This window comes from Acinetobacter sp. UBA2063, assembly GCF_002333245.1.
Classification (GTDB): Bacteria; Pseudomonadota; Gammaproteobacteria; order Pseudomonadales; family Moraxellaceae; genus Acinetobacter; species Acinetobacter parvus.
Window position 1 is genome coordinate 4,307 of sequence record NZ_DDAH01000114.1, and the last position, 9,307, is coordinate 13,613.

At 41.2% G+C, this 9,307-nt stretch carries 8 protein-coding genes and 1 pseudogene; 4 read left to right on the top strand and 5 right to left on the bottom strand.

The genetic code is table 11. The features are described 5' to 3' along the window. A partial coding sequence (locus tag B4H32_RS05005) for an acyl-CoA dehydrogenase C-terminal domain-containing protein (protein WP_286800489.1) occupies positions 1-1,064 on the top strand: 1,064 nt, incomplete at its 5' end. Between the two features lie 53 nt (positions 1,065-1,117). Here B4H32_RS05005 and B4H32_RS05010 read toward each other — a convergent pair. After that, on the bottom strand, positions 1,118-1,762 hold the full coding sequence (locus B4H32_RS05010) for a hypothetical protein (RefSeq protein WP_004683314.1): 645 nt from the start codon (positions 1,760-1,762) through the stop codon (positions 1,118-1,120). Positions 1,763-2,115: 353 nt separating this feature from the next. On the opposite strand from B4H32_RS05010, the gene B4H32_RS05015 reads away from it, so the two are divergent. Further along, positions 2,116-2,385 (top strand): PspC domain-containing protein, encoded by a 270-nt coding sequence (locus B4H32_RS05015; RefSeq protein WP_004683315.1) that lies wholly within the window; start codon positions 2,116-2,118, stop codon positions 2,383-2,385. A gap of 65 nt (positions 2,386-2,450) precedes the next feature. Here B4H32_RS05015 and B4H32_RS05020 read toward each other — a convergent pair. The 4 genes and pseudogenes from B4H32_RS05020 to B4H32_RS05035 all read right to left on the bottom strand — a co-directional run bounded on the left by B4H32_RS05020 (position 2,451) and on the right by B4H32_RS05035 (position 6,202). After that, positions 2,451-3,560: pseudogene (locus B4H32_RS05020) on the bottom strand (HPP family protein). Positions 3,561-3,671: 111 nt separating this feature from the next. Next, entirely contained in the window at positions 3,672-4,088 is a 417-nt protein-coding gene (locus B4H32_RS05025) for a lysozyme inhibitor LprI family protein (RefSeq protein WP_004683320.1), read from the bottom strand. 54 nt (positions 4,089-4,142) lie between these two features. After that, complete coding sequence (locus tag B4H32_RS05030; protein WP_286800491.1) at positions 4,143-4,937, bottom strand: TIGR03915 family putative DNA repair protein; 795 nt, start codon at positions 4,935-4,937, stop codon at positions 4,143-4,145. 2 nt (positions 4,938-4,939) lie between these two features. Beyond that, entirely contained in the window at positions 4,940-6,202 is a 1,263-nt protein-coding gene (locus B4H32_RS05035; RefSeq protein ID WP_004757055.1) for a putative DNA modification/repair radical SAM protein, read from the bottom strand. A 301-nt stretch (positions 6,203-6,503) separates the two neighbouring features. On the opposite strand from B4H32_RS05035, the gene glyQ reads away from it, so the two are divergent. Next, positions 6,504-7,493: a glycine--tRNA ligase subunit alpha gene (gene glyQ, locus B4H32_RS05040; protein WP_004641159.1), complete on the top strand. Its 990-nt coding sequence runs from the start codon at positions 6,504-6,506 to the stop codon at positions 7,491-7,493. Beyond that, the coding region (glyS, locus tag B4H32_RS05045; protein WP_286800497.1) for a glycine--tRNA ligase subunit beta at positions 7,493-9,307 on the top strand (1,815 nt) is incomplete at its 3' end. The genes glyQ and glyS, both read left to right, overlap by 1 nt.

Sequence of the window (9,307 nt, forward strand, 5' to 3'; positions counted from 1 at the left end):
TCGAACACAAAATGGGTATCCGTGCATCAGCAACTGCGGTATTGAACTTTGATAACGCAACTGGTTACCTCATTGGTGAAATCAACAAAGGTTTGCATGCAATGTTTACTTTCATGAACACTGCACGTATTGGTACAGCGGTTCAAGGTATTGCACATGCTGAACTTTCTTTCCAAGGTGCGTTACCTTATGCGAAAGACCGTATGTCTATGCGCGCACTTTCTGGTAAAAAAGAGCCAGAGCGTGTTGCTGATGCAATCATTCACCACGCAGACGTTCGCCGCATGCTTTTAACTCAAAAAGCTGTAGCTGAAGGTGGTCGTGCAATGATTTATCATGCTGCCAAACTTGCAGATAAAATGGCTGATGCGCTGGCAAGTGGTGATCAGGCTGCTTATGAAGCTGCCGATGACAAACTTGGTTTCTATACTCCAATTCTTAAAGGTTTCTTGACTGAATTAGGTTTGGAAGCTGCAAACCATGGTATCCAAGTATACGGCGGTCATGGTTACATCAAAGAATGGGGCATGGAACAAATCGCACGTGATGCACGTATCTCAACATTGTATGAAGGTACAACGGGTGTCCAAGCACTTGACTTATTAGGTCGTAAAGTTCTTTTAAGCTCAAAAGGTAAAGTTGTTCGTGACTATACTGCTGAAATCCTGAAGTTCTGTGCAACTCACGCTCGTAACAAATACTTACGTCGCTTCGCTTGGGACTTAACGAAGCTTTGCGCTCAATGGAACACATTAACTGTTCGCATCATGCTTGCAGCACGTAAAGACCGTGACATCGTATCTTCTGCTTCTAATGATTTCTTGATGTTCTCTGGTTATGTGATGATGGCTTACTTCTGGGCTCAACAGGCAGTGGTTGCTTCTGAAAAACTGGAAGCAGGCAATGGTGCTGAAACTCCTGAATTCTATAAAGCAAAAATCAAGGTTGCTGAATTCTACTTTGACCGTTTGTTGCCACGTGCGCAAGGTCATGCAGAATCAATGGTTTCGACTTCTCGTACCTTGACTTCACTTGTACCAGAACACTTCAGCTTTGATTACTAATCTGCACTGACAAAAAAGAGCGCTCGATGCGCTCTTTTTTTATTCTCAATTTTTTATTCCGACTTTTCAAAAACATAGGCTTTCTTGGGAAATGGATATTCTTTAAAGAACTTGCGGTTGCGGCCCTGATCCCCATTCCAGATTTTATCCAGATCCATCACAAGATTCTGGTCCTGATTGATCTGGTAATATAAATTCACGTCAGCGGCAGCACAGCGCACCACAATCTCTTTTTCCACTGGCTCAACATGCCACTGCACCTGCTTACAGGTTTGCTCAATTTTGGCAACATTACGCGATAAATCTGAACCCAGACGACCGAAACTGGTATTGGTCCAGTAGACAGAGCCATCCTCCAGCAAGTTCATAATATATTCCGCTTCTTTCTCGTTATTGACACAACCCGCGAAAGCATCGGTACATGGAATACGCGCATGATAACGCCCCACATAGGCCAGTTCAGTTTCAGACAGTTTAGTCGGTGTATGCTTGTGTGTCACAGGACGAGGCAGGGTGGCCTGTCCAGCAACCTGGGTTAATGACATCCCCTGCTGCGGGTCTGATTCCATGATTTCATGACTCGGTTGCGTCTGGGCCTGTTGTTTAGCGGATTCAGGGTGATGGCTATCACAGGCGCTCAACCCAAAGCTCAAGAGAGCACCTACGCTAAACCACGATAAGAATAACCTGAACTGCATATCCATAAATCTCTAACATCGATATCGTGACCATTTCACCTCACCATTCCAATAAATAAACTTTTTGGAAAGATCAAAACGATTGAACCGTTTTGTTATATGCCTCCAAAAGTCCATTCGTGGAGTATTTTGATAAGAGCGAAATTTCGATTAACCCAAGCCATATGCTTTAAGTCGGTGCATTTTAGGCGATACTGTCGTTTTTTCCATCAGCCTTTTACACACCGTAACGATTCTCCCATCTGTTTAAACTTTAAAAAAACCAGTTCATCCCTATCTCATTATTAACAGCGATTTATCATGAATGAAGTCTCATTCCGTTGCTGTATCAAATATTTTTGGAGAAAAATTAAATGGCCAATTCTGGTTTATACCGCTCAAACCAACAAAGCATGATCGCTGGTGTAATGGGCGGTATTGCGGAACGTTTTGGTTGGAATGCGAATTTACTACGTTTAATCTTTGTGATTATTTCAATTATGAGCGCCGCTTTCCCAGGTATTTTGGTGTATTTAATCATGTGGTTAGTCATTCCAAAAAGACAGGCGAATCGGGTTGAGCATGTACAAGGCTATCATCCACCTGTTAAGACAGTTGATGAAGATCAACACATAAAACGCTAATCCCACTTTCCTCTGTTGGTCGCTACGGTTGATTTACCCCTAATACAACCGTAGCTTTTTTTTGCTCAAAATACTGAAGATTGTTGTTTGATTTGCTGATGCAAGGCCGCAATCATATCAGCCCGACTAATAATTCCAATTAAACGTAGCTCTTCGACCACAGGAATATAATTAAAAGATTTTTCAACAAAATAAGGTACAAGATCTTGAATCGGTTGTAATGGATCAACTTTCACAACTCGACGACTCATGATCTGTTTCACATAATGTTGCCATGAATTTCGCGGATCAGTGGCACCCTTAAACCATTCCACCACCTCATATAAGGCCAGTGTTCCAACCAGTTTTTCCTCCGCATTGACGACAGGCAGACTCATGAGGTTGACTTCCTTGAACTTCTCTAAGGCCTGATGAATATCATCATCTTCATGTAGCTTGATGACATCCCGACTCATAATATCCTCACAGACAAAGTAACTATTCAGGCGTTCGCTTGCGTGTTCCTGTGCTTCTAAAATGATTTTCTCTAAATCGTATTGGCTGATATCCAATAGTTCAGTGTGTTGCTCTAAGGCATATTCGATATCTTTGGGTTGAATCGATACTTTTTGAGTAGGTGTTGGGTCTTTGGAACGCTCATTGACATGCGCGGTAATGGGATAATGCCGCCCAATTAAACGGTTAAAAAATACCGCAAATAGCAACAGTAAAATCGAGTTCAATAGCACGGGATACAGTACAAAATGAAATCCTAGACGATGGACTGCCTCACCACCCAAAACTGCGGTAATCGCCACTGCCCCACTCGGTGGATGCAAGGAGTCTGTAGTCATCATCATAAAAATAGCAAACCCAACCGCCACGCTAAATGCGCTGGTCAGATCAGGCAAATATTGAGTACAGGCCACCCCAATAATCCCTGCCAGCGTATTTCCAACAACCACATTCCAGGGTTATGCCAGTGGACTGTTGGGAACCGCGAATAGAAGCACTGACGATGCACCCATCGGTGCGATATACCATGCATTCATACCGCCCAATACATACCAACTAATTAAAGAGGATATTGCTAAACCACAAAGCGCGCCAAATCCAGAAAGTAAACGTTCTTTCAAAGGTAATATTTTGTAATTCGGTTTTAAGAAATTTAGCCAGTCTGATTGGGTAAAGCTCACAATGCACCTTGCTGGAATAGTGTTGTTTCATTGGTTGCAGCAGTATACGCCGACTCAGACTGAAGATGTATTTAAATTACAGTTTTAAATAATAACGAAAACTGATCAAGGTCAATTTAAATACTCCTCCAATTGCTCCAATCGCTCTGCATATTTTTGCATGGGACAAAACTCATACATCGGCGAACCGATATAAGCACCAGCATTACGGCACTCTTGATCGACAAAATTTTTCCAAAGCTGTTGTGATTTCATGATGTCCTGATAGCGTTCAGGCTGCTTGTATTCCTGACTCTGTTTTTTTATTTGATCCAATAACTGCACAATCTGCTTTGCATATACAGTTTTGGTTCTGGTGCTACAGATCTCCACCACAGCATTATTGATATTTCCCAGTTTTAGCTGTTGAATGGTGTCATCGATACATTGGCTATAAGGATCTATCGCTTTATCTTGCGTTTTGGCAAATACTAAAGTACTCAAACAAGCCATAATCAGTACCGCTGTTTTTAAGACTAATTTAGTCATGAATGTGCTCTTTTGTTATGTTGGTATTTTTAAAATAATAATCAAAAAAATGCCTTAAACATATTTTTCATTCAGATAACGCCAATAGCGTTTAGGTAAATATTGCACATGCAATTTCACATTCTGACGTTCTTTAATGTTGATACTATTAAAATAATCTTTCCAAAGCTGATCGTATAATTCTTCTTGTTCATCTAATTCTAATTGAAAGTTTTGACTGCCCCCATTTTCGATATTACGGTCAATCTGATTGGCTTCTAAAGAAACCTCGTGAATCTCTTTTAAATCATAATACAGACCATATTTGCGCTGTTCGTCATAAATCAACCAACGTTGATCTTGATAACGACGCTTAAAATGCGGCTGTATCAAAGGCAAGACATTAAAATCAGGTCGAACTAAACTTAAAAATAAACCATCTGTAGTTTTCTTAAACCGCACAAAAGCTTCCATACGATGCTTTTCGCGCCCGACCTTTTTCGTCCATTGCGAAATCGCTAAAACACTGGGATGAGAGTAATTTTTTTCGACTGAATGTTGATGCCGAAAAACATAGATACAGTAATTAAATAAATGCTGATAGGCATCCAAGGATTCAGATAAATAGGCAAAATAAAATTGTTTCAGAGATGAATGCGAAAGTTTCTGCTGTAAAGCTGACCAAACACGTGCTGCATGTTGCTCATGATTTGGAATTTCAACCGACGTGGCAAATAAGCCATGCTGTGCAACTTGGTTTAAACACAATTGCACGTGGAATTCTTTAAACTGAAAAGCACGAAATACGCAGTTGAGTAAACCGATCATAGAGCCATCAAAATAGTAATAAACCACAGCATCACTGAGCATGTTTAGAATCCTAAACTCAACTGAGGTGACAGTTGTTTCACGTACTTGGATGAACCCTGCGTTAATATTTGCTGACGAATATCAGTCGTAGAAAGTTCCTTTTGAAATCGTGGACTGTCTTCACAACGAATAAAAAACTGGGCACGTGAATACGCCACACCGAGTTGTTTCAATAAATCAGTGTGTATCTTGCCAAAACGACGCGCTTGCACGATTTTCTTGGCTGACTTTACGCCGATGCCTGGTACACGAAGGATCATGCGATAGTCAGCACGATTTAAATCCACTGGAAACTGCTCGGGATGACGCAACGCCCAACTCAGTTTTGGGTCTACATCCAAATCTAAATGTGGGTGTTTTTCATTGACGATTTCATTGACTTCAAAACCATAAAAACGCATCAACCAATCACTTTGATAAAGCCGATTTTCACGCAACAAAGGTGGTGCTGAACCGACCGCTGGTAAATAGTTATTTTCTGTGTTGATTGGAATATAACCTGAGAAATATACCCGTTTCAGTTTAAATTCCTTGTAATGTCGATCTGCCATCACAAGTACGTCTTGATCAGTTTCCTGATGTGCGCCGACCACCATTTGCGTGGTCTGCCCTGCGGGTACATATTTTGGCACATGCTTGATAATCTGGCGTTCATCTTTGAGTTGAATCAGTCGATCTCGCACTAGCCCCAAGTCTTTTTGTACTTCTTGATGTGATTTTTCAGGCGCAAACGCTTTTAATCCGACCTCAGTTGGCATTTCTAAATTGATGCTCATACGGTCAGCATAAAGTCCTGCTTCATGAATCAGCTCAGGCGATGCTCCAGGAATAGTTTTGAGATGAATATAGCCATTAAAATTTTCTTCGAGACGTAGTTTTTTCACCACTTGAAGCATTCGCTCCATAGTATAGTCAGCAGACTTAAAAATTCCTGAACTCAGAAACAGCCCTTCAATATAATTACGACGATAAAAATTAATGGTCAGGTCAACCACTTCTTGTACGGTAAATGCAGCACGTTTCACATCATTAGAACGGCGCGACACACAATAAGCACAATCAAAAATACAGACATTACTGAACAAGATTTTAAGCAATGAAACACAGCGCCCATCTTCGGTATAACTATGGCAAATCCCTGCCCGACTGGCATCACCTAGCCCCTTATCTTTATTTTTACGGTCACTACCACTAGAGGAACAGGACACATCATATTTAGCTGCATCGGCAAGAATTTGTAATTTTTCACGAATGCGATCAGACATAGCAAACACCTCAGTGACAAGATCATTTCAAAGCTAACATTTCATGATTTGAAAATTAAGATTGAAAAAGATGTTATGCGTCATGAGGTGACGTTTATGTGAATGATCTCCGATTTAGGACTTTGCCAACTGGGAAAATATGTCGACTATTGGGTACGTTTTGAATTCACTCGAAAATTAAACAAAAGCGTTTAAATAATTTATTATCAGAACTTGTTGCTGAAACGCTTGAATCCTTTGCACTGCACCCGAAAATCCTTATACTTAACCACAATTTTTGTTTGATTCCAGTGGATGCACCATGAGTCGTGCTATATCGCATATTGATACATTTCAGGGCTTAATTCTTGCCCTACAAAACTATTGGGCGGAGCAAGGCTGCGTCGTATTACAACCATATGATATGGAAATGGGTGCAGGGACATTCCACACTGCAACTTTCTTACGCGCATTAGGTCCAGAAACCTGGAACGCGGCTTATGTTCAACCTTCACGCCGTCCTAAAGATGGTCGTTATGGTGAGAACCCAAACCGCTTACAACACTATTATCAGTTCCAAGTAGTACTTAAACCAAACCCAGACAATATCCAACAGCTTTATCTTGATTCATTAAAAGCAATCGGCATTGATACGCTGACACACGACATCCGTTTCGTCGAAGATAACTGGGAATCTCCAACACTTGGCGCTTGGGGCTTAGGTTGGGAAGTTTGGTTAAATGGTATGGAAGTGACTCAGTTCACTTACTTCCAGCAAGTTGGTGGTGTTGAATGCTACCCTGTTACTGGTGAAATCACATACGGTTTAGAACGTCTTGCGATGTACCTTCAAGGTGTAGACTCAGTTTACGATCTTGTTTGGACCAAAGGTCAGTTCGGTACTGTGACTTATGGTGATGTATTCCATCAAAATGAAGTAGAACAATCGACCTATAACTTCGAATATGCGCCAGTCGATAAATTATTTGAATTATTCGATTTCTATGAAGCTGAAGCAGCTCGTTTAATGGAAGCTGAACTTCCACTTCCTGCTTATGAGCAAGTGATTAAAGCATCGCATAGCTTTAACTTATTAGATGCGCGTGGTGCGATTTCTGTAACTGAGCGTCAACGTTATATTTTACGTGTTCGTACCTTAGCGCGTTCAATCGCTCAAAGTTATGTGGCTGCGCGTGCGAAACTCGGTTTCCCAATGGCAGAACCACATTTACGTGATGAAGTATTAGCGCAGTTAAAAGCACAAGTTGAAGCAGAAGCAGCCCAAGCTGAAAAAGCGAAGGAGAATAAATAATGACAAAGCATACTGTTTTATTCGAACTTGGCTGTGAAGAACTTCCACCCAAAAGCTTAAAAACTTTACGTGATGCTTTAAAAGCTGAAACGGAAAAAGGCTTAAAAGATGCAGGCTTAAATTTTGCTGCGATCGAAGCCTATGCTGCACCACGTCGTTTAGCACTCAAAATTGTTGATATTGATGCTGCTCAAGCAGACACACAAAAACGCTTTGACGGCCCTGCTGTTCAAGCCGCTTATGATGCAGAAGGCAAACCAACTAAAGCACTTGAAGGCTTTATGCGTGGTCAAGGCATCACGGTTGATCAACTTTCGACGTTCCAAGCTGGTAAAGTTGAAAAAGTTTGCTTCTTGAAAGATGTGAAAGGTCAAAGCCTTGATGCTTTACTGCCACAAATTTTACAAACTGCATTGGATAACTTGCCAATCGCAAAACGTATGCGTTCAGCGGCAAGCCGTACTGAATTCGTACGTCCAGTAAAATGGGTCGTATTGTTGAAAGATGATCAAGTGGTTGAAGTAACTATTCAAGATCATAAAGCAGGTAATGTGACTTATGGTCACCGTTTCCATGCACCTGAAGCAGTGACTTTGGCGCATGCAAATGACTATTTGGCGACTTTAGAACAAGCTTATGTGGTTGCGAACTTCGAAAAACGTCAAGCAACCATTCAAGAACAAGTGAAAAAGTTAGCTGATGAAGTCAATGCAACTGCGATTGTTCCAACGGACTTACTTGATGAAGTCACCAGCTTGGTTGAATGGCCTGTTGCATTACGTGCGACTTTTGAAGAGCGTTATTTAGCTGTTCCTCAAGAAGCCTTGATTACCACCATGCAGGACAATCAAAAGTATTTCTGTTTGATCAATGCCGAAGGTAAATTACAGCCTTACTTCATTACTATTTCAAATATTGAGTCAAAAGATCCGATTCAAATTATTGAAGGCAATGAGAAAGTTGTACGCCCTCGTTTGTCCGATGCAGAATTCTTCTTCCTACAAGATCAAAAGCAACCGCTTGCATCTCGTAAAGAAAAACTCGCAAATATGGTATTCCAAGCACAGCTGGGTACGCTTTGGAACAAATCAGAACGTATTGCGAAATTAGCAATTGCACTATCTCCAATTACGGGTGCAAATGCAGCCGATGCTGAAAAAGCAGCATTACTGGCTAAATGTGATTTGACCTCTGAACTTGTGGGTGAATTCCCAGAACTTCAAGGGATTGCAGGCACGTACTATGCTCGCCTTGAAGGTGAGAATCATGAAGTTGCTGAAGCTTTAGGTGAGCAGTATTTACCTAAGTTTGCTGGTGATGTATTACCGCAAACCAAGACGGGTACAACGATTGCGCTTGCAGATCGTTTAGATACGCTTGTTGGTATTTTCACAATTGGACAAGTTCCATCAGGTTCTAAAGATCCATTTGCTTTACGCCGTTCTGCAATCGGTATCTTACGTTTGATCATTGAAAATGAATTGGATTTCAACCTTAAAGATATCTTAGCTACTGCATATAAGTTAGTAATTGATGATATTAGTCGTGTATCAGGTCAAACGGTGATGACACAAATGACTTCTGATAACTCTACAATCCAGACAGTCCAAGATGTCATTGATTTCTTAGAAGGTCGTTACCGTGCTAAGTATGAAGACCAAGGCGTTGCGGTTGATGTGATTCAAGCGGTTCAAGCACTTGCACCAAAATCTCCTCTTGATTTTGATAAGCGTGTGACTGCGGTCAATCATTTCCGTACTTTACCAGAAGCGGCTGCATTGGCTGCGGCAAACAAACGTGTTGCCAATATTCTT